At 39.3% G+C, this 25167-nt stretch carries 23 protein-coding genes, 1 riboswitch and 2 other annotated features; of the genes, 12 read left to right on the top strand and 11 right to left on the bottom strand.

Annotated elements, in window-relative coordinates:
* Nucleotides 1-64: 64 nt before the first annotated feature.
* Complete coding sequence (locus BM137_RS10255) at nt 65-580, bottom strand: type 1 glutamine amidotransferase domain-containing protein (RefSeq protein ID WP_092481077.1); 516 nt, start codon at nt 578-580, stop codon at nt 65-67.
* Between the two features lie 182 nt (nt 581-762).
* Here BM137_RS10255 and mgsA point away from each other — a divergent pair, with 182 nt between their 5' ends.
* Complete coding sequence (mgsA, locus tag BM137_RS10250; RefSeq protein WP_092481131.1) at nt 763-1200, top strand: methylglyoxal synthase; 438 nt, start codon at nt 763-765, stop codon at nt 1198-1200.
* A gap of 49 nt (nt 1201-1249) precedes the next feature.
* On the opposite strand, the gene BM137_RS10245 is transcribed toward mgsA, so the two are convergent.
* The 5 genes from BM137_RS10245 to BM137_RS10225 form a co-directional block, all read right to left on the bottom strand.
* Nucleotides 1250-3793: a vitamin B12-dependent ribonucleotide reductase gene (locus BM137_RS10245; RefSeq protein ID WP_425248185.1), complete on the bottom strand. Its 2544-nt coding sequence runs from the start codon at nt 3791-3793 to the stop codon at nt 1250-1252.
* Between the two features lie 271 nt (nt 3794-4064).
* Entirely contained in the window at nt 4065-5258 is a 1194-nt protein-coding gene (locus BM137_RS10240) for an amidohydrolase (protein WP_092481075.1), read from the bottom strand.
* A 290-nt stretch (nt 5259-5548) separates the two neighbouring features.
* Complete coding sequence (locus BM137_RS10235) at nt 5549-6367, bottom strand: MetQ/NlpA family ABC transporter substrate-binding protein (protein WP_092481074.1); 819 nt, start codon at nt 6365-6367, stop codon at nt 5549-5551.
* Nucleotides 6368-6403: 36 nt separating this feature from the next.
* Nucleotides 6404-7084, bottom strand: coding sequence for a methionine ABC transporter permease (locus tag BM137_RS10230; protein ID WP_092481073.1), 681 nt, complete (start codon nt 7082-7084; stop codon nt 6404-6406).
* A gap of 14 nt (nt 7085-7098) precedes the next feature.
* Complete coding sequence (locus BM137_RS10225) at nt 7099-8169, bottom strand: methionine ABC transporter ATP-binding protein (RefSeq protein WP_092481072.1); 1071 nt, start codon at nt 8167-8169, stop codon at nt 7099-7101.
* A 229-nt stretch (nt 8170-8398) separates the two neighbouring features.
* Nucleotides 8399-8654, bottom strand: a binding site (T-box leader).
* A gap of 57 nt (nt 8655-8711) precedes the next feature.
* Nucleotides 8712-8980: a binding site (T-box leader), on the bottom strand.
* A 240-nt stretch (nt 8981-9220) separates the two neighbouring features.
* Nucleotides 9221-9324: riboswitch (THF riboswitch) on the top strand.
* A gap of 40 nt (nt 9325-9364) precedes the next feature.
* Between BM137_RS10225 and BM137_RS10220 the strand changes: the two genes are divergently transcribed.
* The 6 genes from BM137_RS10220 to BM137_RS10200 all read left to right on the top strand — a co-directional run bounded on the left by BM137_RS10220 (nt 9365) and on the right by BM137_RS10200 (nt 14753).
* A complete protein-coding gene (locus BM137_RS10220; RefSeq protein ID WP_092481071.1) occupies nt 9365-9886 on the top strand; it encodes a folate family ECF transporter S component in 522 nt (173 codons plus the stop codon).
* Nucleotides 9887-10051: 165 nt separating this feature from the next.
* Nucleotides 10052-11257 (top strand): hypothetical protein, encoded by a 1206-nt coding sequence (locus BM137_RS10215; RefSeq protein WP_092481070.1) that lies wholly within the window; start codon nt 10052-10054, stop codon nt 11255-11257.
* 13 nt (nt 11258-11270) lie between these two features.
* Nucleotides 11271-12458, top strand: coding sequence for a hypothetical protein (locus BM137_RS11225; protein ID WP_143084256.1), 1188 nt, complete (start codon nt 11271-11273; stop codon nt 12456-12458).
* Nucleotides 12455-13381, top strand: coding sequence for an ABC transporter ATP-binding protein (locus BM137_RS10210; RefSeq protein ID WP_177192558.1), 927 nt, complete (start codon nt 12455-12457; stop codon nt 13379-13381). Before BM137_RS11225 ends, BM137_RS10210 begins: the two co-directional genes overlap by 4 nt.
* Nucleotides 13378-14217: a hypothetical protein gene (locus BM137_RS10205; protein ID WP_092481068.1), complete on the top strand. Its 840-nt coding sequence runs from the start codon at nt 13378-13380 to the stop codon at nt 14215-14217. The genes BM137_RS10210 and BM137_RS10205 overlap by 4 nt, the downstream gene beginning before the upstream one ends.
* An 89-nt stretch (nt 14218-14306) precedes the next feature.
* Complete coding sequence (locus BM137_RS10200; RefSeq protein ID WP_092481067.1) at nt 14307-14753, top strand: NUDIX hydrolase; 447 nt, start codon at nt 14307-14309, stop codon at nt 14751-14753.
* A 70-nt stretch (nt 14754-14823) separates the two neighbouring features.
* On the opposite strand, the gene BM137_RS10195 is transcribed toward BM137_RS10200, so the two are convergent.
* The 5 genes from BM137_RS10195 to BM137_RS10175 all read right to left on the bottom strand — a co-directional run bounded on the left by BM137_RS10195 (nt 14824) and on the right by BM137_RS10175 (nt 19265).
* A complete protein-coding gene (locus BM137_RS10195) occupies nt 14824-15264 on the bottom strand; it encodes an organic hydroperoxide resistance protein (RefSeq protein ID WP_092481066.1) in 441 nt (146 codons plus the stop codon).
* 89 nt (nt 15265-15353) lie between these two features.
* On the bottom strand, nt 15354-16169 hold the full coding sequence (yidA, locus tag BM137_RS10190; RefSeq protein WP_092481065.1) for a sugar-phosphatase: 816 nt from the start codon (nt 16167-16169) through the stop codon (nt 15354-15356).
* Between the two features lie 32 nt (nt 16170-16201).
* Complete coding sequence (gene yidA / locus BM137_RS10185; protein ID WP_092481064.1) at nt 16202-17011, bottom strand: sugar-phosphatase; 810 nt, start codon at nt 17009-17011, stop codon at nt 16202-16204.
* Nucleotides 17012-17026: 15 nt separating this feature from the next.
* Entirely contained in the window at nt 17027-18406 is a 1380-nt protein-coding gene (locus BM137_RS10180) for an HD domain-containing protein (protein ID WP_092481063.1), read from the bottom strand.
* The gene (locus tag BM137_RS10175) at nt 18390-19265 is read right to left on the bottom strand and encodes a lipoate--protein ligase family protein (RefSeq protein ID WP_092481062.1); all 876 of its coding nucleotides are present in this window, start codon (nt 19263-19265) and stop codon (nt 18390-18392) included. The genes BM137_RS10180 and BM137_RS10175 overlap by 17 nt, the downstream gene beginning before the upstream one ends.
* Before the next feature lie 222 nt (nt 19266-19487).
* Between BM137_RS10175 and BM137_RS10170 the strand changes: the two genes are divergently transcribed.
* From BM137_RS10170 to rho, 5 genes are all read left to right on the top strand, one after another.
* The gene (locus tag BM137_RS10170; RefSeq protein WP_092481130.1) at nt 19488-19922 is read left to right on the top strand and encodes a YwiB family protein; all 435 of its coding nucleotides are present in this window, start codon (nt 19488-19490) and stop codon (nt 19920-19922) included.
* Nucleotides 19923-19966: 44 nt separating this feature from the next.
* Entirely contained in the window at nt 19967-20602 is a 636-nt protein-coding gene (gene rpoE, locus BM137_RS10165; RefSeq protein WP_092481061.1) for a DNA-directed RNA polymerase subunit delta, read from the top strand.
* A 314-nt stretch (nt 20603-20916) separates the two neighbouring features.
* A complete protein-coding gene (gene fba, locus BM137_RS10160; RefSeq protein ID WP_092481060.1) occupies nt 20917-21774 on the top strand; it encodes a class II fructose-1,6-bisphosphate aldolase in 858 nt (285 codons plus the stop codon).
* A gap of 635 nt (nt 21775-22409) precedes the next feature.
* Nucleotides 22410-23669 (top strand): UDP-N-acetylglucosamine 1-carboxyvinyltransferase, encoded by a 1260-nt coding sequence (locus BM137_RS10155; protein ID WP_092481059.1) that lies wholly within the window; start codon nt 22410-22412, stop codon nt 23667-23669.
* Between the two features lie 24 nt (nt 23670-23693).
* Nucleotides 23694-24989: a transcription termination factor Rho gene (gene rho, locus BM137_RS10150; RefSeq protein ID WP_092481058.1), complete on the top strand. Its 1296-nt coding sequence runs from the start codon at nt 23694-23696 to the stop codon at nt 24987-24989.
* The last annotated feature ends 178 nt before the right edge of the window (nt 24990-25167 follow it).

The raw sequence follows: 25167 nt of genomic DNA, 5'->3' as shown, positions 1-25167 counted from the left end.
GTTCATGAAAGCATGGTGAAGTTTTTACGGTACTTTTATGAAAAATTACTTATTTAGTAAGCGATTAATTTAATGCTTCTACAATCGCTTTGTTGAAAGCAGGTAAATCTTCAGGAGTACGGCTTGAAATTAGTCCGCTTTCATCCGTTACTACTTCAGCATCTACAAAGTCTGCGCCAGCATTTTTTAAATCAACAGCGACTTGTTTAACGGCTGTGATTTTTTTCCCTTTTACAACTTCTGCATTGATTAACAGTTGTGGACCATGGCAAATCGAGAAGATAGGCTTTTCGTCATTTGAGAAAGCTTTTACGAAAGCAAGGAAACGATCATCTTTACGAAGTTGATCCGGAGAGAAACCGCCTGGAATCAGTAAAGCGTCAAATTCTTCAGGTTTTACATCATCAATCCCTTTATCGATAGTGACAGACGCTTCGCCTTTTTTACCTTCAACTGTTTCGCCAGCTTCAAATCCGATTGTAATGACTTCATGTCCAGCTTCGGTCAAAGCTTCATTTGGCGAAGTAAATTCTGAGTCCTCGAATAGTTTGGTAATGACTGTTGCAATTTTTTTACCCATAAAAATCCCCTTCACTTTTGTATTTTTGATCTATTTTTAGTGTAACGAAAGTAGAAACAATCTTCAAGAAATTGAACTTATAGAAAAAAGGTGCCACGGAACAAACTTCATTTGGTTTTCAAAGATTAAGTGATATGATGAAAGAGAAAAGAATGCTGAATGGAGTGGATGATTTGATGAAACTGAATATTGCTTTAATCGCTCATGATAAAAAGAAAGATGAAATGGTAAAAATGAGCATAGCGTATAAAGAAATTTTAAAAGATCACACCCTTTACGCTACTGGGACAACAGGTGGAAGAATTGTTGAAGCTACAGGACTTTCTGTTCACCGATTCAAATCCGGCCCACTAGGGGGAGACCAGCAAATAGGAGCTTACGTATCAGACAATAAAATAGATATGATCATCTTTTTGCGTGATCCTTTGACATCACAACCTCATGAACCAGACATATCTGCTTTACTGCGCCTTAGTGATGTGTATGAGATCCCGCTAGCCACTAATCTTGGAACAGCTGAGATGTTGCTGCTCGGTTTAGATGCCGGTTTTTTAGATTGGAGACCGATCGCTAAAAAAAGAGAAATAGATCCTGCAGCTGATCCTCTTGACGACAATTAACATTAACAAAAAAACAACACCCGCTATCAATAGCGGGTGTTGTTTTCTATTATAAGCCGCATTTCAATTGTGCATTGCAGTTGGTACATGTATTGCAGCCGCCTAAATCTTCAACGGTTCCTTGACGACAGATCGGACATGTGTCGCCGACTTCATTTCCGTAAGAAACTTCTATATCTGACGTTGAAGTTTGTGGAGAGGATTCAACCGGTTGTTCAACGATTGATGAAGATTCGTCATTCCAGTTATTGTCTTCAGCTTTCAAAGTCAAGACTTGGGTGTCACGACTTCCGTCAACATAGACTGTTCCGCCTTTTGCGCCGCCATTGTACAATCGCTCGTAAACTTTTTGCACTTGTTCTACGCTGTACCCTTGAGGAGCGTTAACTGTTTTAGAAATCGAACTGTCTACCCAGCGTTGGATCGTTGTTTGTACATCCACATGCGCTTCAGGAGAAAGTTCCATAGCTGAAACGAAATAGTCCGGCAAGTTTTGAGTGTCTGCTTCAGGATGGTTGTCCAAGTATTCTTGAACGATATCTGCTTTGACTTCAATAAATTTGCCTAAACGGCCGCTTCTAAAGTAAGAGAAAGAGAAGTAAGGCTCTAACCCTGTTGCGACTCCTACCATGGTTCCTGTTGAACCTGTCGGTGCTACAGTCAGTAAGTGTGAGTTGCGGATACCGTATTTCAATACACCTTCACGAATGTGTTCAGGCATGTCTTTCATGTAGCCACTGTTGATAAAGTTTTCTCTCAATTGTTGAGTTTCTTCCTGAGAAGTACCGATTAAGAATGGGAAGCTTCCGCGTTCTTTAGCTAATTCAATAGAAGCTTCGTAGGCAGAAACCGCAATAGTTTGGAAGACTTGGTCAACCAATTGGTTCCCAGATTCAGAACCGTAAACTTCTCCTGCGTAAATCAATAAGTCGGCTAGTCCCATAACACCTAAACCGACTCGACGTTCGCCAAGGGCTTGTTTCTCATTTTCGGGCAAGAAGTAAGGAGTAGCATCGATAACATTGTCTTGCATTCTTACACCCGTCTTAACAGTTTGAGTTAATTTGTTAAAATCGACTGTTTTCGATTCTTTATCTACCATCAAAGCCAAGTTGACAGCAGCCAGATTACAAACTGAATAAGGTGCTAGCGGTTGTTCGCCGCATGGATTAGTAGCCACGACTTTTTGGCCGTAAGCTGCAGCATTGGTTTTTTTGTTGGCATTATCAATGAAGAAAACTCCAGGTTCAGCAGAGTACGTAGCGCAAATGTTGATTAGTTTCCATAACTCTCGAGCTTTCACACTGCGGTAGATACGGACACCATGTCCTTGAGCTTCCCATTCGCGCACATCTCCACAATCTGCCCAATGAGTATTGTAGTAATCCATTTCTTCAGGACTGTAATTTTCAACATCCGGGAATTTCAATTGGTACTCTCCATCATTTTCTACAGCTTCCATAAAGTCGTCTGTTAAACAAATAGAGATGTTAGCACCTGTTAAAAAGTCTGGTTTATGAACAGAATACGTTCCTCCAGCCGCTAGTTTATCTTCAGCTTCTTTTATTGTAGCTGCATCAAATCCGCCAGTTCCAGGAATGTGTTTGTAATTTAAAATACCTCGGTATAAAGCTTTTTCTTTTTCTGTAAAAGGTGTGAACTTCAGTTTTTCTTGAGCTAGTTCTCTGATTTGTTCGTCTTCTGTTTGTTCGATCAAGAATCGAAGAATACGCGGATTTTGCATCTTTGAGATGATGAATTCGATAATGTCAGGGTGCCAGTCAGTCAACATGATCATTTGAGCACCTCGACGGCTGCCGCCTTGTTCGACCAAATGGGTTAGTTTAGCAATATCATCCAACCAAGATACAGAACCAGAAGATTTTCCGTTTACTCCGCGTGCTAAGGCGTTTCTAGGACGCAAAGTTGAACCGTTCGTTCCGACACCGCCGCCACGACTCATGATTTCCATGACTTGTTTACGGTGTTCTGAAATCCCTTCGCGTGAATCTTGGATAAATGGCATGACATAACAGTTAAAATAAGTCACATCGGTTTTAGATCCTGCACCATACAATACACGTCCTGCAGGAACAAAATTCAATGATTTCAATTCAGCATAAAACGTATCAAATGCTGCTGCCTTTTTCTCAGGATCAGTTTCAACAGAAGCTAATCCTGTTGCGTTTCGTTTAGCAATTTGTTCATAGAAGACTTCTAAAGGCTTTTCGATTGCATCGATGCTGCGCACGATTTCTCCAGACTCTCTTTCATGATCGTGCTCTAGAATGCTTCTGTAATCTTCTTCTACGATAACTGTCGCTTGATTTTTTTGATGATTCAACTCTTTGATGTACCCAACGCCTCGAGCAGGGTACTGCGGATCGTCTTTGATTGTTAAAACAACCAAGTCGCCAGCAGAAAGAGTTATTTTGGAAGTATCTTTAAATGAATAACGATCCAGCATAACTAAACGAGAGACCCCTTCAAAAGTCAGTCTCATATCCTCCGTAATAGGGTGAACTTGAGAAAACCCCTTTATATCCTCATTCAATTGTTCTTTATTTAAAGTAATTTTCGATGATACATTCATCGCCATAACCAGCACTCCAATCTGTAGAATATAAGTCCATAACCAAAGCGTTAGAACACTATATGTAGTATCCTTATTGTTGATTATAATCTATATGTTGTGAAACCTCATCTATTATACCTCATACAAAAAAAGTTTTTCAGCCTTGATTTTGAGGAACGATTGTGCTTGTTATTTGAAAAGTATATGAAAGCTCGAGTAAACGAGTTTTTGAAAAAATAAAAAAAACTTAGAAAAAATATCTAAGTTTTTTTTGAATGGAAATTTTTATTTAAATTTCGTTTAGGAAGTCGAGGGCATAGTTGACATGTAATTCAGTAGCGATAGCCAATCCTTTTTCGTCAATATCAAAATTTTCATGATGATGACCGTACCAAGTATCTGGATCTTCCAGATTACGTGTCCCAACAAACGCGTAGACTCCTTGAGCAACCGCTAAAAAGTCAGCAAAATCATCAGCACCCATGCTTTTTGGTGCATCTGTAATAATCTGTTCTTCACCAACGATTTGAGCTGCCACTTTCCGCGCCCGTTTTGCTGCGATCGGATCATTGATTAAAGGAGCAGCAGCATCGTAATTCTCAAAGTCGACCGTTGTACGGTGTGCTTTTGCGACATCACGAGCGACTCGTTCCACCGCTTCTAAAACAAATCGCCGAGTCTCATGGCTGAAAGTTCTCACGGTGCCTTCTAGACTAGCTTCATTTGCTACGATATTGTAACGAGTACCGGCGTTTAAAACACCAACAGCTACAACGGCTTGATCTAGTGGATCGACTTCACGAGCTACGATACTTTGTAATTCCACAGTTATAGCTGCTGCTGATAACAAGGCATCTTTTCCTAAATGCGGTTTTCCCACATGACTGCTTTCTCCATGCACATTAATTTTAAAAATGTCGCATGAAGCATTAGAAGCACCGGAAGTGATTTCAATTTTTCCAGTGGGTACAGCAGAGGAGAGGTGGATGCCGAATACTTGATCAACATTGTCCACAAAACCACCTTGTACAAATTGACGAGCGCCTGCACCGATTTCTTCCGCTTGCTGAAAAGCTAATTTGACGGTGCCGTTGAAATCAGCAGCGTGATTTTTCAAAATTTTTGCTGCTCCTAATAAAGCTGCAGTATGACCATCATGTCCGCAAGCATGGTGTAAACCAGGCTTCAACGATTTATAAGGTTTGTCTTTTGCATCAGGCAACTCAAGAGCATCGATGTCAGCTCGTAACAGAATCGTTTTTCCTGGTCCTTTTCCGCCTGTAATAGTACCTATAGCACCTGTCTCGCCAACTGATTCAAAAGGGATGTCTAATTTAGTCAGTTCTTGCTTGATTCGTTTGATCGTTTCATATTCTTTTAAACTAGGTTCAGGATGTTGATGGAAATACCTTCTCAAAGCGATGACCTCATCTGCCCCTTGTTGGATTTCTTCCTTGATAGTTGATTTGGTTAACGTTGTCATAATAAATTCCTCCTTGATATTGGGGTTAGGTTGTAGTTATGTGATTTAAAACGAGCTGCACAGAGCAGCTTTCGCGTTTATAAGCCAATCCCAACTGCCAGGTAAAAAGCACCTGTCCATTGGGATTTTCTTATACCCGATAGGCTAAACGCTTTTCTGCACTCTCTACTCTAAAACGCGTTGCGAAAGCCAAACTTTCTATGATTTCATTTTGACTTTTTGGTGGTAAAGAGCACCACCTAAAAGTCAAAAGTGAACTCTACAAAAGTTTAAACGGCTTTCTCCACGCTCTACCATGCTGGGACGGATGATCCTTTTGAGGTTTCTTCTATGATTTCTTTGGTATCTTCTGATTGGTAGGCTTCGACTATTTTTTGGTAGACTTCGTTTTCTGTGTCTTCAGATTTTGCAACGATGATGTTGATGTAGGGTTCAGAGTTTTCGTCGACTGGTTCTAAGAAAATAGAGTCTTCTGTTGGGACGAATCCAGCGTCAACGGCCATACCGCTGTTGATGATAGAAGCCGCTACATCAGGAAGTGCACGTGCTGTTTGAGCAGCATCTAATTCTTGGATGTCTAGGTTCAAAGGATTTTCTGTAATGTCGTTTACAGTAGGTGTTGATCCTGCTTCAGGATCAACTGTGATCAATCCTGCAGTTTGCAGCAGTAATAATGCGCGCCCACCATTTGTAACATCGTTAGGGATAGCGATACTGTCGCCATCTTTGATCTCTTCGATAGAAGAAATGTTTTGAGAGTAGACCCCAAGCGGAGCGATAACCGTATTTCCAATGGCAGTTAGGTCGGTGCCGCTGTCTGCGTTATAAGAATCCAAGAATATTTGATGTTGGAAAGAGTTTAGATCTATCTCGCCTTCTGCTAGTGCATTATTTGGTTGAGCATAGTCTGTAAATTTGACTAGTTCCAAGGTAATCCCATCATCAGCTAATTTGTCTGAAACGAAATCCCAAACGTCTTGATCCTCACCGACAACGCCTAAAGTGACTGTCGTATTCTCGTCTCCAGAAGCTGCGTTGCCGCAAGCGCCTAGAATGAAAGCTCCAAAACCTAATATAATACTAGCGAATAATTTTTTGTTGTTTGTCATGTTAAAAACTCCTTTTTAGTTGTTTGATGGTAAGTATTAGTGACTGATTTTTCGAATCAAATAATTTCCGATTCCTTGACTGATAAAAACAAGCAAGAGAATCAAAACAGTAGCTACAAGAGTGACATCTGTTTGGAAACGATTGTAGCCTCTGGCAATAGCTAAGTTCCCTAGACCGCCTCCGCCAATAGCTCCTGCCATAGCTGTTAGGCCGATCAAGTTGATGATTGTTAAGGAAGAGACACGAATAATCGGAATCAATCCTTCTTTCAAATAAACCCTAAAAATGATTTCTAGTGGAGTAGACCCCATTGCTTGTGCTGCTTCAATGATTCCTTCGTCGACTTCTAATAAAGCATTTTGAATTTGTCGAGCGAAGAAGGGAGTAGTCCCGACTACTAAAGGAACAATAGCGGCGGAAGTACCGATAGACGTTCCGACCAGCAGGCGAGTAAAGGGAACAATAAGGGCCATCATAATAATGAAAGGCAAAGAGCGGAAAATATTGACGAATTGATCCAAGAAATTATAGATCCGTTTATTTTCAAGTATTCCATTAGGACTGGTAACTACTAAAACAACTCCTAAAAGAATCCCAAGGATACCTGCGACAGCTGCGGTTACAAGGACCATATAAATCGTTTGAAAAGTACTTTCGATCACTTCCTCTTGGATTTTAATCACATTTGGGAAATAACGCGTTAAAAATTGTGTCATAAGATAAGTCCTCCTTAACTGATTTTTTGTTTAAATTGAACGATTTTTTCGGATTGATTTTTTAACGTATCTATTGAAACATTTTTGCTTTCTAAGTAAGCAAAAGCTTTTTGTTTTTGGACAGGGTCTCCAGATAAAACGACCAATAAATTGCCGACAGGAGTTCCTTGTAAAATTTCTACGTTTCCATAAAGAATATTGGTAGCAATATGAAAGCGACTGGATAAGTGAGAAATCAAAGGTTCGCTTGTATTAGTCCCAACATATGAGATATTTGCTAAAGTATCGTTTTCCTGCAAATTCAGTAAAGTAGGGTGGCTCAAAATTTTATCTAAAGCTTGGTCAATGTGAGTAGCTGTATTGATGAATTCTTTTGTAATGAGTTCTTTAGGTTGAGTGAAAATAGAAACGACATCGCCATTCTCAACAACATGCCCATTTTCCATGACCGCTACTTTGTTGCAGATTTCTTTTACGACTTGCATTTCATGAGTAATGATAACAATGGTCAAAGCTAATCGTTTATTCAGTTCTTTCAGCAATTCTAAAATCGAAAGAGTCGTTTTAGGATCTAGAGCACTGGTAGCTTCATCACATAAGAGAACGTCGGGATCATTGGCTAATGCTCGAGCGATCGCTACACGTTGTTTCTGACCTCCAGAGAGTTGAGAAGGGAAGGCGTCGTATTTATCTGAAAGACCCACCAACTCCAGCAGCTCAACCACTTTTTCTTTGATAGCTGTTTTGCTTAAACCAGATTTTCTCAATGGGTAAGCGATATTTCCAGCTACGGTGCGCGAATCCATCAGATTAAAGTGTTGGAAGATCATTCCCACTTTTTTTCGCGCATTCCGCAGCTCTTTAGGGCTTAAAGCCAACATGTTTTGACCGTTTACCCACACAGAACCTTTAGTAGGTCTTTGCAGCAAATTGATCGTTCGAACCAAAGTACTTTTTCCTGCGCCGCTGTAACCAACGATTCCGTAAACATCCCCTTTATCAATGGAGAGGTTGACTTTTTCTACAGCGTTTATGGTTCCCTGCGTTCCTTTGAAAGCAACTCCGACATCTTTTAATGTGATCATTTTATTTTCCTCCTTTTGGTTTAAACGAGTTTCTTTAGGATCTTTCTGAAACGAGCTGCGCATGGCAGCTTTCGCGTCTATAAGCTGATTTTGACCTGTTAGGAAAAGCACCTAACTGGTCGAAATCTTCTTAATATCCGAAAAGCTAAACGCCATGCTTCGCTCTCTGTCTAAGCGCCCTGTTCCGCTCTCTAAAAAAAGCGCTCGTCCTTTCTATAATTTGTTTATAGAAAAGGACGAACGCTTCTGTTCGTGTTACCACCTTTTTTCAAGATTCCTTCACAGAAATCTTCTCATCAAGTACCTAAACAGTTTTGTTTAGAGACTCTGGCACTGTAATGGGTGCATCCATGATAGCCTTATGATTTCACATTCGGTATCCCGCTCGGAGGCCATTTTCCTTCTTCTCCAGCAAACCTGTTCTCAGCATCCAGGCTCTCTGTTGTTGCTTTACAAAGAAGTACTTTTCTCGTCATCGCATTTTTTCTGTATAAAATTGTAAAAAAAAAGTCGTCCTTAACAAAAGCCTGTAAAAGACTTTTGTTAAGGACGACAGCTTAATTTCGCTTCGTGTTACCACCTTAATTTGTAAATTCATCACTGAATTCACCTCATACAGTACTCAAGACCAACGCGTCTTTTTATACTGCGGCACTGTAACGGGTGCTCCCGTAATAAGCTATATCCTTTTTAGGGTAGTCGCTTATTCCACTCAAAGACCATCTTCTGCCAGGCTCCGCTGCTCATTTTCACCAACCATGAGCTCTCTAAAAGTTTTGCCAAAACGTACTCTTCTTTTCGTTGCGTTTCTTGTTGTTTAACTTGTGTCTTAATATAACGGTAATTTATGAGGATGTCAATAGAAAAATTTGAAAAAACTCATTTTTATTTTTTTGAATGCTGAAAAAGAAGATGAAAATTCTTCTCTAGTTTAAAATCAAATTCATTTCCTAAATGAACTTTGCTTTATTCTAGAAATGAAAAGTACATTGTAGAAAGGTGTGAAACATAGTATAGTGGTCTGTGGAGAATTTGAAATAATTCTTTAAAAATCAGAGTAGAAAATAAAGCGTCAAGTGCTGAATGGATGGGATGTTGCCTTCAGACGAAAAACCGACTAAGTTGGTTTGCGGTTTTATTTTTGCATTCGCTGCATAATTAATGTGTGGGGAGCTCTATAAAGGAGATCTTCAAGATGAAAGATATAAAATGGGATGCTAGGACCATCTCGAGAATTGCTTTATTAATGGCGTTAGACATAGTCTTAACTCGATTTATCGCCATTCAAACACCTATTGTACGGATCAGTTTCGGCTTTTTACCTTCCGCTATGATTGGGATGTTATTCGGACCCTTAGCTGCAGGGGTAGCTGGAGCACTGGCAGATTTAGCAGGGACATTTTTGTTTGGCAGTGGAGGACCGTTTTTCCCAGGCTTCACATTATCAGCTTTTCTAGGCGGACTGATTTATGGGGTATTTTTATACAAAAAGCCTAAATCTTTATTGCGTGTCAGTTTAGCTGTTGTTGTCATTACTGTTGTAGTGAACCTAGGATTGAACACATTGTGGGTCTATATATTGACTGAACAAGCTGTTGTGGCATTTTTCCCAGCTCGATTGGTTCAAAATCTGGTTTTAGCACCAATCCGTATAGCCGTGATTTATTTTGTAGCCAATAACCAAACGTTGCGCAGAGCGATGCAACTGACTGATTAAACACTGAATTGTAAAGTCGTTTCCAATAATGGAAACGGCTTTTTATTATTTTCTAAAACTGAAACACTAAATTATTTATGATAATCATTTCATCTGTTTTTCATTGTGTTATAATCTTGGTAAAAGATTCAATAACAAGGATTACGCAAAGAGAGGTGACGTAAGGTGATTGCAAAAACTATTTTTCTAGAAACCATAAAAAAAATGATGCGCAACAGCAAAAATCGGTTGGTTTTGATCGTGGCTTTGCTTGGGGTAGTGATTTATTCAGGGGTAGTTCTTCCAAATAGTGAATCAATGGATACTGTAGATATGGAGCGGTTAGGTATTGATTTGCTGGGAAATAAAGGGTTGATGGAAAGCCAATTTGAGAAAGGAACAACAGAAGCCAACATCTTTACTGGAATGTCTACTTATGAGATGGCGAAAAGTAATTTTGAGCAGCAAAGGGCCTTTATAGGAGCGGTCAATACAGGTGATGCACGAAGATTTATCGAGTTGAATTACATACCGGAAGAACTTGCTAAAGAAATAGAAAATCATTACTTAAAGAATTCTGAAGAACCTCTTAAAGACTTGCACTACGATCGCAGCAATAAACAATTGAGGTTAAATAGTTACATAGAAGAGGTTCCGAATATCACCTTTCATCTCATTCAAGAAAAAACGGCTTGGCAGCAGATCCATTTATTCTTACTTCGCATTGGGCCGTTAGCTATTCTTATTTTGACGGTTTTTATGGTGAGTGATGTAGTGACTGGCGACAGAGATGCTCGAACACAAAAAGCAGGTATCCCTTATAGTTGGAGAAAATATTTGGCGGTAAAATCTGCCGCATCTTTTTGTTTTGTATGTGTGTTTTTTCTCGTGATTTTTTGCTGGTTTTTACTCGTTAATGGTCTTTTATTTGGGTTTGGAAGTTTGGCGTTAAAGGTGCCGGAGTATACCTATTCGTCAGATTACGCAACCAATAATGCTGTTTTTGGCTTAATGTCGATCGGAAATTTTTTGATTCAAGTCGTTCCTTTTATAGTCTTATTTATTTTCTTAATGATTCGTTTGACCGTATTGTTCAGTTTAGTGTTCAAAAATGAAGTTGTTGTTTTGATTCTAGGAATATTCGCTGTTGTTTTTGAAAAGATTTATTACAGCAGGCGGATGAGAGATATTTTTGGAATCGATTTAAGCTTTTTTCCGCAGACATATATGGATTTTGGCAAAGTTGTCAGTGGAGAAAAGAATTTTCTCTTGAATACAGACTCTATCACGGCTGGAAAAGGGCTGCTTGTCGTAGGAGCAACCATTCTGATCATTGAAGGTTTGTTATGGGTGACGACTAAGTATATTCCTAGACAACGATTCGTAAGGTAAAGGAGGAGAGTAAATGGGTTTAGCGAAATGGCATTGGTTGAAATTAGTGAGAGAATGGAAAACCAGAATCATTCTAATAGCATTCCTCATATTTTTTAGTTCTTTTTCTTTATTCTACCGTCAACAGAGTTTAGATCTGCCGTTGGATGAAGCGAGGAGTCAATACGAAGTTACACAGCAACTATTCCATATTATTCCTGAAGCGCATTTCGAAGGAGAGTTGGGCACTGAAGTGTATGATTTATTAGCTCAGCAACAACGACTTTACGGGATGCAGCGATACATTTTATCTGAAAAAGAAGGGAATACGGTCGAAGCTATGGTGTCGGTCGTTGATAATTATTTAGACAACGGACGAACGATTGCCGAAAATCAGCTTCGCTTATGGGAAATGACAGATTTTGAATCCTATCTCGTATTGACGGGTACCTTGCCGGATCGTGAGGAACTGCAGCAAGAGTTAGCATTTTATACGTATTTAGATGATCATCAACTTAATATTGAATGGAATCCTTACTCGGCCAGTCAAGTCTTGTATCAACAAGCGGAATTGATTGTAGGGATCGTCTTATTTGTATTTGCAGCTTTGCTGGCAGCGGATCGGTTCACGCAAGATCAAAAAAACAATTGGAGCGTCACTCAAGGAAACCCTATTTCTTGGAAAAAACAGTGGCACCAACGCAGTGCGCAGTTGTGGGGATTGATGTGGATAGTGACGGGAACGGGTATGTTGGTAAGTTATGGAGTCAGTGTAGTGCGAGAATCAACTGGCAGCCTCTGGTATCCCATAGGAGTATTCTTTGGAGAAAAGATCGAGTACATTGCGACTTGGCAATACATAGGAATGCTCGTTTTTTTGGGGATGATATTAAGCTACATCCTACTTTTGTTCAGTACAGGGCTGAGCTGGATGATTCGAAATATTTATTTGACCATCGGGTTAACCATCAGTGTTTACTTTATCCCATACATTTGGCAATTGATGGGACCATTTAGTTCGTGGCAACCTTCTCTTTATTTGCACATTGTACCGGTCGTAAAAGGTGCAACTGCTGCTGAATTAGGGATATCTTCCATCAACACATGGAAAATAGTGTTGTCTTTTGGGGTGTGTCTGTTATTGCTGGAAGGAATATTTGCTTTGATTTTTCAATTGATTCCTACCAAGACGATGGGGTTGAAAAGGAGGGAAACGTCATGAGCTTAGAAATAAAAGGATTGCAGGTATCTTATGGTGAACGTTCGATCTTAGAGCAGATAAACATTCAATTAGAAAATGGGCAGATCGTAGGTTTGGTAGCTCCAAATGGAACAGGAAAGACATCGTTGTTCAATGCTGTTATGCGATTTATTCCGATCAAAGAAGGCCATATTTTGATTGATGGAAAAGAATATACTAGTTCGGATAAAGATGTGTTAGAGCTCCATAAACAGGTAACGTTTTTTCCAGATCAAGCAGATTTGCATGAAAATTTTTCTGGGAAAGAACACATTCAAATGTACGCGGATATTTGGAAGAAAAAGAATCATTCTATCGAAGAAATCATTGACCGGTTGCAAATGAGAGGGTATGTGGATCGAAAAGTAGAGACATATTCTTTAGGGATGAGACAACGGCTATGTTTTGCGATGATGATTGCAGCTGATACTCCGATCATGTTAATGGATGAAGTAATGAATGGCTTGGACCCGGAAAATGTGAATTTAGTATCGGAAACGTTAAAAGAGTTGAGGGAAACAGGTAAAATTATTTTCGTTTCTTCTCACTTATTGCACAATCTGGATGAGTACGCAGATCAAGTGATTTTCTTGAAAGATCGAAAAGTCCATTTTGTTTATCAGCGGCATGTAAAAGCTGTTGACTTCTATAAAGTGCTGTTGGACGGTGAGCAACAAAAGCTTTTGATGGATAAATGGAATTTACCACCAGGAACTATTTGGCTGAACCAAGATAAACTATGTATCCCTTTAGAAAACTATTCACCTCAACAACAGATAGAATTGTTCCAAGTTTTAAGAGAGCTGGAGACAGAGAGCTTAGAAGTTGGAGCATTAGGAACGGCTGAATATTATACACATCTTTATGGAGACTCTAAAACGACAATAGAGGAGGCTGCAGAATGAGTCGAAAAGGTCGGTCAATACTTCTCCAAACGAGTGTACTGTTGGTGATGAGTTTCCTGCTTTCTGGATGCGCAAGTTGGAAAGGCTTGATGCCGGAAAAATACGATGGAAAGACCGTTCAAAGAGACGAGACATCTATTGAAGCTTATTCAAAGGCAAAAGAAATCGTTGGAGAAAGTAAGGATTTATACATCTTGGAGCCGTTTAGTGAAAGTTTATTAAACCCTTCTCTGCCTCTAGAGGAGTCCGATTTCTTTAAAATAGAGGCTGGAGAATACATTGTGGGAGAAGATTTTCCGGCTGGAAGATATCAGTTTCGATACATGAATGAGCAGCTAGAACCTCATTTGATGAATAACGCAACTTTACGAGTGACAGACGAGAAAGACCAGCTGATGACAGAAGAACTGCTGACGCCTTATAAAATTGGTTATGTAGAAACGGATTTGTACGAGGGAAACAAAGTGTCGTTATCAGGAGAAGGATTTTCAGTAGAAATGGGAGCCAGCAAAGATTCAGCTTCACAGTTAGTTAAGCAACCACTAGAAGTAGGAGAAGTACTGCTCACAAATGGAGTCTGGGAAGTGGGGAAACAGCTAGAAGCAGGTACGTATGTTTTTACGGAGTTACCTCCCGGCGGTTATCTTTACTTATTTGACAACACTCTTGATCCTAGAGTATTCGAACTTCGAGGACAAATGGAACTGAACGAAGAGACTGGGGAATTCATACCTGTCAAAACTCACCTGGAACTAACGCTGGAGAACGGACAAAAAATGTATTTGAAAGATTTAAATCAACCGTTAAAGTTTACAGCGAAAGATACATCAGAATAAAGGCAGAAGGCTATTGTTGACTAGGGGAAAGTTATTGGTTATGATGATGAGAATTAGATTAGAAAAGAAACAAGAAAAGTAGGGATGATATGACTGCTAACCAGTTTGGAAAGAAAATAGAAGGAGTCGCGTACCAATTCAGAATGGGTATCCACTTGATCGTTTTTAATTCTGCACAGGATAAAATCTTGCTTGTTTCACCGCCAAATGGCTCTTACTTGTTACCAGGAGGAGAAAGAGAAGATGATGAAACCCACATTGAAACGCTTAAACGTGAATCAATGGAAGAGCTAGGTTTTGACATTGAAGTAGGAGAGTACTTAGGGAAAGCGGATGAGTATTATTATTCCACTCACCGCAAGCAATACTATCATAATCCTGCTCATTTTTATGTCTCTTCTTCATGGACAAAGGTTAGCGAACCCTTAGAGGATTTCAATACGCTGAAATGGGCGACTATTCCAGAAGCTTTACGTTTACTAAAAAGAGGCAGTCATCGCTGGGCCGTTGAACAACTTATTGGGATTGAACAATAAAAGAGGTTTCTATCTATAAAAAGACCTCCTTGAGAAACGAATTCTCAAGGAGGTCTTTACAGGTCTATGTTTATTCTTCGCCTGAATATTCTTTTGTTTTGATCGTTACGTCGATATTACCGCTGGTTGCTTTTGAGTAAGGGCAGTAGCTGTGTGCTTTGTCCGCTAATTCTTGGACTTTTGCATCATCTAATCCTTCGATCGCTACTTCGATTACTGCAGCCAGTTTAAATCCGCCGTCCGTTGGATCACTCAGTAAGTTGATCGTTGTAGTAACTTCTGATTTATTCGTAATTTTTTCTTCTCGTTTGTAATGGTCTAATGCTGAATGGTAACAAGCACTGTAACCTAGAGCGAATAATTGTTCTGGGTTACTTCCTTGTCCAGGACCGCCCATTTCTTTAGGAGTAGAAACTTTTACCGAAAAAGATTTATCCGGCACATGACTTTCACCTACACGGCCTCCAGTGTTTATTGCAGTTGCGGAATATTTTACTTCTGATTCTGACATAACATAAAATCTCCTCTCATTTAGTTCTGATTACACTTACTATTATACAAAGCCTAAATAAGAATGCGAATAAAACGATTCTGGTACCTTTAATCGATCAAGGCAAATTTCTCGATAACAGTTGCCACGCCGTCATCTGCGTTGGTATCAGTGATGTAAGTCGCGTTTTCTTTCACTATAGGAACAGCATTCCCCATAGCTACACCCATTCCTGCAAATTGAATCATATCCAAATCATTTTCGTTATCGCCGATGGCCATTACTTCGTCTGGCGTTAATCCCAAAATATCGATCAAGCTCTTTAAAGCTTGACCCTTACTTGCAGAAGGATTAAGAATCTCTAGGTAGAAAGGTTCGCTGCGCAAAACCGTGTAACGGTCAAGAAACTCTTTAGGGAGTTGTTTGATTCCTTCATCCAACACAGCAGGTTCATCGATCATCATCATTTTACTAATTGCAATAGACTCATCCATTTCTTCAACAGTACGGAATTTCAACGGCATATTCACCAGCATGGCTTCACGAACGGTATATGCACTGATGTCTTTATTAGAAGTATACATCGCGTCTTGAGTAGTAGTGTGGTAATGAACACCAACTTTACGACTCATTTCTTCGATTCGGTAAAAATCGTTGATATCTAAAGTGTGGTTTGCTAATACTTCTCCAGAATGTGTATCTTGAACCAAGGCGCCATTATACGTAATGGCGTAGTCGCCTTTATTGGTCAGATCTAATGCAGTTAAGTATTCTGTAGCACCGGGTAAAGGTCGCCCAGTACTCAATACGATTTTGATTCCAGCTTCTTTAGCTTTTAGTAAGGTTTCTTTCACACGTTCGCTAATAATCTTTTCGGGTGTCAATAAAGTTCCATCGATATCAATGGCAATTAATTTGATCGGCATGTTGTAGTTGTTCTCCTCTATAAATATATATTTTAAAATGCAAATTTCTCTATCGCTGTAGCTACTCCATCATGTACATTGCTGTCGGTAACGTAATCGCTGGCTTCTTTAGCTTCAAAAGAAGCATTTCCCATAGCTACGCCCATTCCGGCAAACTCCAACATGTCTAAATCATTTCCATTGTCTCCAATCGCCATGATCTCTTCTCTTGGAATTTCTAAGATTGCTGCCAGATCTCTTAAAGCTTGTCCTTTACTAGCAGATTTGTTTAGTACTTCTAAGAAAAAGTCTTCACTTCTTAATAAAGTATATTTTTCAGCGAATGCAGCTGGAATTTGAGCAATAGCTTCTTCTAGAATTTCTTTTGGTTCAACGAACATCATTTTGCTGATCAATATAGAAGGATCCATTTCTTCAACAGTTCGGTAACGCAAAGGAACGGTTGTCAAAAATGACTCGCGAACAGAGTAATAACTGATGTCTTTGTTCGTCGTATAGACTCCTTGGTCATTCACAGCATGACAGTGAATTCCTAATTTTTGGCTGAGACTTTCGACTTCAAGAAAATCGTTGTGATCCATAGTATGATGCGCCAGAATTTTCCCGTCATTTGTTTGTTGAACCAAAGCCCCGTTATAGGTGATGACATGATCTCCTTCGTTTTCTAAGTCCAGTTCTTCTAATAAGGGCAGTACACCCGGTAGAGGTCTTCCAGAACAAAGGACTAATTTGATGCCTTTTGAACGAGCAATCGTTAATGTTTCAGCTACCTTTGGAGAAACAGTGCCGTCTGGAAGCAGAAGTGTGCCATCTAAATCAAGTGCAATCAATGATATTTTCACAATATAAACTCCTTTTTATTCGTTTTTAGTCGGGTCATAAATGGCTCCGTTTTTAATGTACTTAGAAAAACCCGTGTAAAGTTCTTCAAATAAGGTAATTTCGACCGATTTATCGGGTTTTAAAAATTCTTTAGGAACATAGAAACGTTCGTCTCCGTATTCTTTTCCGGCTATCGAAGTTACTAAAGCACTAGCTTTAGACAATTCGGTGAACGAGCCGTCAGGGTACATCAATTCGATTTGAGTGATTTGGTTGTCTGTTTCGGGCCGATAGAAATCATACGGCAAATCGTAACTATTGTTGATAGCTGTATAATAATCTGTATCGTATCCAGCTTCTTGAATCAATTTGCTGAGTTTTTCAAGAATGGCTTCATCAGTTTGCTTAGAAAACGTCACCGATTTAAATGGCTTTCGGTCAAGGAAACGAGTAGACAGATCACTGAGAATAGGGTCTTGGTCTGCTCGCCATAAAGTAAAGTACGTATTCAGTACTCCATCATCTAGGGCCAAATAGTCTTTTAAAGTAAAGTTGCCTTCAAAAAACGGCACGAGTAATGAAAAACTGTGTTTAAAACTGACCGATGGATCTTGGTAAACTTTCTTAGCTCTCTTGAGCAAATGATCCAAAATGACTTCCATCCCTCTAGATACTCTGTGAAAATATACTTGCATGTACATTTGATAGCGGCTGACAATATAATCTTCTACGGCATGCATCCCTTGAATTTGAAACGCGATGCCGTCTTTATAGGGACGAATCACACGCAGAATGCGAGTCAAGTCAAATGTCCCATAGTTGACTCCAGTGAAGTAAGCATCTCTCAGTAAGTAATCCATACGGTCCGCATCGATTTGACTGGAGATCAATTGGACAACTTGAGGGTTAGGATATGTTTTTTCGATAACACTGGCTACTTTTTGAGGAAAGTCTAAACTCACTCTACTCAACACTTGATTCACTTCAGTCTCTTGTGAAAGAATGATAGCGATTGTCAGTTCTTCATGATTGGTTTGGAAGATGCTTTCGAAAGTATGCGAATAAGGACCGTGACCGATATCATGCAGTAAAGCGGCACACAACACAACTAATCGTTCTCCATCGTCCCAACCACCGTCACCCGGTTCTTTAGTAGGGAAATTACGCGCAAATTTATCGCAGATTCTTCGAGTGATCTCATAAACACCCAAAGAATGGCCAAACCGTGAATGCTCTCCACCGTGGAAAGTGAAAGAAGTCGTTCCCAATTGTTTGATGCGGCGCAGACGTTGAAACTCTTTAGTGTTGATCAAGTCTAAAACGACTTGATGTTGAACATGGATATAATCATGAACAGGATCTCTAAATACTTGTTCTATAGGAAGTAATTGATCATCGTCATACATTAGGTTCATCCAAAAGCCTCCGATCTAGATGGTCGCCCAGCATTTGTTCATTTCGGCGAATCATTTTTTGAAAAGCCGATTGGTAGTCTTCTATAGTCTCTTCTGTATAGGTTCCTTTAGACAAGGAAGCACCTAGGTCTCTTAAAGAGTTGAGAATCAATTCTTTTAGTTCATCGACTGTCATGTGAACCTCTAAGAGATCTTCTAAAGTGGCCATAACTGAAGGGTTGATCTTAGGGTAGTGCCATTTGACCGTTTCACTGTTCAAACCGGCTTGATAAAATTCTCGAATCAATTCCGCACGTTCCTGTTGATTGCCGGTAACGCTTATATAAATCATAATGGCGATTCCGTTTTTCAATCGTCTTTGGGCGATCCCGGCAAATTTTTTGCCGTCGATACTTAAATCGAAGTCTCCAGGACAATAAGAATCTTTTATTTCATAAGCTTCGATTGTTTTACCGTATTGTTTTAGGGCGCAATCTACAAGAAGCAGCATAATAGCATACCCGACATCTATCGGGATACGCTCGCGCTCAGGCAAAATAATGGAAAAGTTTAATACACCTTCATCGCCTACAACTGCTAAACCTCCAGAGTTTCTGACGATAGTATTTTTTCCAGCAGCTTTTAAGACAGCTAAAGCATCGCTGAAGTAGGGAAGTTTGGTATCCATCATACCTAAGATGACTAAGTTGGAAGTAGGCCAAAAGTGAATCATGGGCTGCTGGTGTCTTCCGGCTGAAGCCATCAAAGCGTCAGATAGAGCAAAGTGAGAAATAAAATTATTTTTAAAAGGCATTGTTTCAGCGTCATAATGAAGAAAGGATTGATCAGTAATATAATTAGCGGGTTCTAAAGAAGTCATTCTATTGACGTACTCCTATCTATTAAAGTAATCTCAAATCAAACGAATTTAATCGTATCGATTGTATTATACCAAAACCTTGTCAATAATAGGGAATTAAACGAAAAGACCCCAAGGATTTTATTCAAAAGGAACGTTTCTGATGAAATAAAAGATTTTACTAAAGCCATTAAGTATTCTGTGCTAAAATGAAAGAGATAAAATATGTTTGAGGTGAATAAATTGGATTTATCTAAAGGAATGCCGGCAAAAGTACATGTTCAAACCACTATTACTCAAAATAATGATACAGAAGAATTTGTTTTTGACGAAAAAGGAAAAGTTGTTCAAATGGGTGGTTCGTATTACGTTCGTTACGAGGAGACTTATCAAGAAGATGGACGAATTCCTGTAACATTTAAAATCGAACCGAATGGGATCGTTACGTTGACTCGAAAAGGAGACATGACGACAAGGATGAGATTCGAACAAGGAAAGAGCTATGAAACGCTTTACCGCACAGCCCAAGGCAATATATTCGTAGATACGATCACGCGTCATTTGCAGATCAGCTACACGGATAAACCCTTTTCTGGAAATGTCCAAGTTGCATATGATTTGTTTGTAGGCAATGAAAAATTAGGAGAATACAAAATACGATTGCTTTTTACTGTTTAATTATTGTAAGATAAGGGATAGACTCTTGAAAGGACGGAACTTTAATGGAATTAAAACAATTTGATGGACAAATTAGAAGTGAATTGTCAATGATTGAAGTTGCTCATGCTATTTTGGAACAAAAAGGCGAGGTCATGGACTTTTCTGATTTGTTGAAAGAAATTATCGACTACTTGAATTTAAGTGATGAAAAAGTTGAACGAGAAATGACACAATTTTATACCGACCTGAATATCGACGGGAGTTTTATCTCTTTAGGGGATAACCGCTGGGGCTTGCGCTCATGGTATCCAATTGATTCAATTGACGAAGAATTAACACATGACAATGATAACGAAGATGAAAGACCTCGTCGCCGCAAAAAAGGCAAGACTACTACTTATGGCGAAGACGAAATTGACTACAACGCTGACGATCCTGAAGATTCTGACGAATACGAAGAAGAAGAAATCGTTGAAGATGAAGAAGAAGAAAAAGCAACTGTTTATGGCGGACGTGTAGATGTATCTGATCATGGTGTAATGATCGATGAAGAAGACGAAGAAGATCTTGGCGAATATAAAGAAGATCTTTCTGCTATAGGCGCAGATGACGATGATGAAGAAGATGAATTACCAGATGGCGTCGAAGGCGATTTGACACTAATCGAAGACGATGAAGAAGAGGAAGAAGAGTTTTAATTTTTCCTAAAAGCGCTTGGTCCAGATATTGGATCGAGTGCTTTTTTCGTTTCATAAACAAATAAAATCCATCACAAACTAAAGGAAGTAATTCAGTAGAAAGAAAGTAAAAACACTTTTTAAAGTTTCACTATGTGATACTTTCGAGTGGTGAGAAGAGCGGTAGAGCGTCGAAAATGAGAGTTTTAGGGTGTAAAATGAGAACCATTGACTTTTTTTACAAATTCGTGGAAAAAACATCAATTCTCTGATACAATTGGAACGTCGGCTAAGTTAATTAGCACGCAAAGATATCTCTGAGGAGGCAACAAAGTATGACTCGTTTAGTAAGCATGACAGATATGTTACAAAAAGGGTTGAAAGGTCACTACGCAATTGGTCAATTCAACATCAACAATTTAGAATGGACTCAAGCTGTACTGACTGCTGCACAAGAAGAAAAATCACCAGTAATTTTAGGTGTTTCAGAAGGCGCAGCAAAATACATGGGCGGATTTAAAGTAGTAGCCGCTATGGTAGAAGCTTTAATGGAAACAATGGATATTACAGTTCCTGTAGCATTGCATTTAGACCACGGTTCATCTTTAGAAAACTGTACTGCAGCTATTGATGCAGGTTTTTCTTCAGTAATGATCGACAACTCAAAATTCCCAATTGACGAAAATATTCAAGCAACAAAAGCTGTTGTAGAATACGCACACTCAAAAGGTGCTTCTGTAGAAGCTGAAGTTGGAAGTGTTGGTGGAGAAGAAGACGGCGTAACAGGCGGCGTTATCTATGCAGATGCTCAAGAATGTAAACGTATGGTTGAAGAAGCAGGAATCGATGCTTTAGCAGCTGCTCTAGGTTCTGTTCACGGAAACTACGATGGCGAACCAGTTCTTGGATTTGATGAAATGAAAGAGATCTCTGAATTAACAGGAGCTCCATTAGTATTACATGGAGGATCTGGTATTCCAGAACACCAAATCAAAAAAGCTATCGAGTACGGTCACACTAAAATCAACGTTAACACTGAGTTGCAACAAGTTTGGACTAAGAAAACTCGTGAAGTTATCGCAAACAACGAAAAAGTTTACGATCCACGTAAAATCATTGGCCCAGGTAAAGAAGATATTACTGCAACAACAAAAGCAAAAATGCGCGAATTTGGTTCATCTGGCCAAGCATAATTGTCTTTCTCTAACAAGAGTAGAGAAAAAAGAAGTCTTTCCTTTTTGTAAGGGAAGGCTTCTTTTTTGTTTTTATCCCCATTAAACAAAGGAATTAATATTCCTCAAATTGTATTTTTTAAAACACGGAAGCTGATAAAGGGCTTTTTCTCTTTTCTTTGTCTGATTAGTGAAACCTTCTATTATGCTGTTGCCCCTCAAACTATTATAATGGTTGTAAGATGGAAAGTGATGTAGTAAAATAGGGCTAATGTCTTACAGTTTTACACTATATGAAACTGAACAGGAGTGCATATGACCCTCAAAACGGACTACTAGATTTATGATTCATAAGCTAGTAGCTGTACCTCGTTACCCACCATAAACCTTTTTCCTGCGTAATAGAAAGAACGATCTTCATTAAGTGAAAGAGAGTCCATCATTATTCAAAAAAGTTATCCAGAACAAGGGACTAAAAGTGGTCGATTGTTATAGAGGTGATTGTCATAAAGAACTTTAAAATAGTGCGACAGATAAAGAGTAAGTCAAAGTTATCAGAGCGATAACTATCAGGCTGCTCGTTAAAATGAACAGTGTATAAGAATTTTCCGTAAAAAAATAAATTTGAACGTATATTAATAAGTGAGGTAAAAAAAATGAAAAAATTTGTCATCCGCGGCGGTAAAAAATTATCAGGTGAAATCAGCATCAGCGGAGCTAAGAACAGTACAGTTGCGTTGATTCCAGCTACGATCCTTGCCGATTCTCCTGTAACATTAGAGGGTGTTCCAGACATCCAAGACGTTCACTCTCTCATCGAAATCCTAAACGATATGAATGTAAAAACAGACTTTGACGGGAGTACATTAGTGGTAGACCCTACCGAAATGATCTCTATCCCGATGCCGAATGGAAAAATCAAAAGTTTAAGAGCTTCATACTACTTCATGGGAGCATTATTGACTAAATTTGGTCAAGGAGTTGTAGGATTGCCGGGTGGTTGTTTCTTAGGACCTCGACCAATCGACCAACATTTGAAAGGATTCAGAGCATTAGGAGCAACTGTTGATAACGAAATGGGTGCGATGTATCTGAAAACTTCTGAAGAAGGATTAACAGGAACTCGTATCTACATGGACGTGGTATCGATTGGTGCGACCATCAATGTCATGTTGGCAGCTGTAAAAGCTAAGGGTAAAACGATTATTGAAAATGCAGCAAGAGAACCTGAAATCATTGACGTAGCAACCTTGTTAAATAACATGGGAGCAAAAGTACGTGGAGCAGGAACGGACATTATTCGTATCGAAGGTGTGGAAGAAATGCACGGTTGCCGTCATACGATTATTCCTGACCGAATTGAAGCAGGCACATACTTGTCTATGGCAGCAGCTGTCGGAACGGATATCTTAGTAAAAAATGTCATTGTAGAACACATTGAAGGGCTACTGGCTAAAATGGAAGAAATGGGTGTGCCTATGGAAATAGGAGAAGACAGCGTACGAGTATTGGAACCGAGTGAATTAAAACCAATATCTGTGAAAGCTGTTCCGTATCCTGGTTTTGCTACTGACTTACAACAACCTTTGACACCATTATTGCTGATGGCAAATGGAGAATCGATCATCAAAGATACGATCTATCCAAAACGAGTCAAACATATACCGGAATTAGTGCGTATGGGAGCTAAAGCAAGAGTAGAAAGTGATACAATTGTCTTAGAACGTTCAAGCAAATTGATTGGTGTGGAAGTGGAAGCGAGTGATTTAAGAGCCGGAGCTTGCTTAGTTATCGCTGGATTAATGGCTGAAGGAACAACAACAATTACAGGGATTGAAAATATTCTCAGAGGTTACGATCATATTATTGAAAAGCTGACCGATCTAGGAGCGGATATTAAGATGATTGAAGATTAAGAGAAAGCGAGTGAGGGGCAACTAATGGATGAAATTCTAACACTAAAGGAATTAGAGAGTAAGACATTAAAAGAAATTTACCAGTATGCTAGAGCGTTAAAAATTCCTTATTACAGTCAAATGAATAAAAAGGAACTTTCTTTAGCAGTTATTCGGGCGCAAGAGGAAAAACAAGGCTTCTTTATCGTGGAAGGCGTATTAGACATTATGGATCAGCAAGATTTTGGATTTTTGCGTCCCATCAATTACACACCGAGTAAAGAAGACATTTACATTTCCGGCTCTCAAATCAAACGTTTCGGTTTAAGAAATGGAGATAAAGTTTCAGGTAAAGCTAGACCTCCTAAGCCATCCGAGCGGTATTATGGTTTGATGCACGTTAATCTAGTTAACGATAAAGACCCTGAAGACGCAAAAGAACGTTCTCATTTCCCTGCCTTAACACCTCTTTATCCAGACAAACAAATCGTTTTAGAAACGGCACAAACAAAAGTGGCTACGCGTATTATTGATGTCATATCGCCAGTTGGTTTTGGGCAGCGTGGATTGATCGTTGCTCCGCCAAAAGCTGGTAAAACAGTTTTGCTGAAAGATATTGCTAATGGGATCGCAGAAAACTACCCTGACGTTGAATTGATTTTATTGCTGATCGATGAACGACCGGAAGAAGTAACAGACTTAGAAAGAACCGTAAAAGGGGAAGTTGTTTCTTCGACATTTGATCAATTGCCTCAAAACCATGTTCGAGTATCAGAATTAGTTCTTGAAAGAGCGATGCGTTTGGTGGAAGATAAACGAGATGTCGTTATTCTAATGGATAGTATCACTCGTTTAGCTCGAGCATACAATTTGGTCATTCCGCCAAGCGGAAGAACATTGAGCGGCGGGATCGACCCTGCTGCATTGTATAAACCGAAGAAATTCTTTGGAGCGGCTCGAAACATCGAAGAAGGCGGAAGCTTAACAATTCTGGCTACAGCTCTTGTAGATACTGGAAGCCGTATGGACGATATTATTTATGAAGAATTTAAAGGTACAGGAAATGCTGAGCTGCATCTTTCAAGAGAATTGGCAGAAAGACGGATTTTCCCTGCTATTGATATCAAAAAATCAGGTACCAGAAAAGAAGAATTATTATTGGACGGCAGTCGCGTAGAGTCTATATGGAAAGTTCGCCACGCTATGATCGGTGAATCCTTAGAATTTACGGATCAATTCATACGAACGTTGAGAAAAGCTAAGACTAATGATGAATTCTTTGAGACGTTTTCTGAATCAACTTTGGCACAATCTAAAAATTACCGCAATAAACGCCGTTAATCATGCAATTTTAAGTAAAGAAACAAGTCTTTTCAGCTGAAATAATTCATTGCATTTGTTTATTAAACATGATAATATGCTAGTCTTCTTTGCTTGGCGTCATTTGAATACTCCTTTTTTCTTTCGCATACAGGCGTGAAGCATGGATCAACAGTTGTTGCCTGTAAAAGCTCGCTTA

This window comes from Desemzia incerta (assembly GCF_900115825.1).
Classification (GTDB): domain Bacteria; phylum Bacillota; class Bacilli; order Lactobacillales; family Carnobacteriaceae; genus Desemzia; species Desemzia incerta.
Note: the sequence above shows the minus strand (reverse complement) of the source record. Positions and strands in the feature narration are given on the sequence as shown.